The organism is Vibrio sp. 378, assembly GCF_033339435.1.
In genome coordinates, this window is the sequence record NZ_JAWOUO010000352.1 from 1 (window position 1) to 823 (window position 823).

Here is an 823-nt window from a genome sequence, read left to right on the forward strand (position 1 = left end):
GTCAACGCATTCACCACGTCGTTAAACATCAAAAAACAAGCGAACTAGAAAAAGCCTCTCAAGGCGTATCCATTCTGGGTTTTGCTACCGACGCTGGCGTTGCGAGAAACAAAGGCCGAATTGGAGCGAAAAAAGCACCAGATTTGATTCGTAGAGCGCTAGCGAATCTCGCTTGGCATAAAGATGCCCAGCTTTATGATCTTGGGACTGTCGTTTGCGATGATGACTTGTTAGAAGAAAGCCAATCACGCTGTGCAAACCTCATTTCAGAAGCGCTACCTCACACGCCAACTATCGTTTTGGGGGGCGGACACGAAATTGCGTGGGCATCGTTTTCTGGTCTAGCGGAATATTTCAAAACGCATCATCCAGAGAAAAAGCCAAAAATTGGCATCATTAACTTCGATGCGCACTTCGATTTGCGCGCGTTCGAAAGTTCATTAGCGGATGTAAAACCAAGCTCAGGTACACCATTCAACCAAATTCATCATTTTTGTCAGCGTAATGATTGGGCTTTCCATTACGCCTGTTTGGGGGTGAGTCGCAGCAGCAACACGCAAGCTTTGTTCCAAAAAGCAGACGAGCTGAACGTATGGTATGTAGAAGATAGTCAACTCAATTACTTGAATCACAGCTACCACCTAACCCAACTGCAACACTTTATCGACGATTGTGACTATCTCTATCTCACCATTGATTTGGATGTATTCCCAGCAGCAACCGCGCCAGGCGTAAGTGCTCCTGCGGCTAGAGGTGTAAGTTACGACACAATCGCACCTTTTTTAGAACGAATTCTTCACTACAAAAACAAGCTTATGTTAGC

At 45.6% G+C, this 823-nt stretch carries 1 protein-coding gene; it reads left to right on the forward strand.

The window, feature by feature from the left end; all coding sequences use genetic code 11:
• Nucleotides 1-823, forward strand: an 823-nt coding sequence (hutG, locus tag R7Q48_RS26220; protein WP_318133115.1) for a formimidoylglutamase, incomplete at both ends; no start/stop codon positions are given.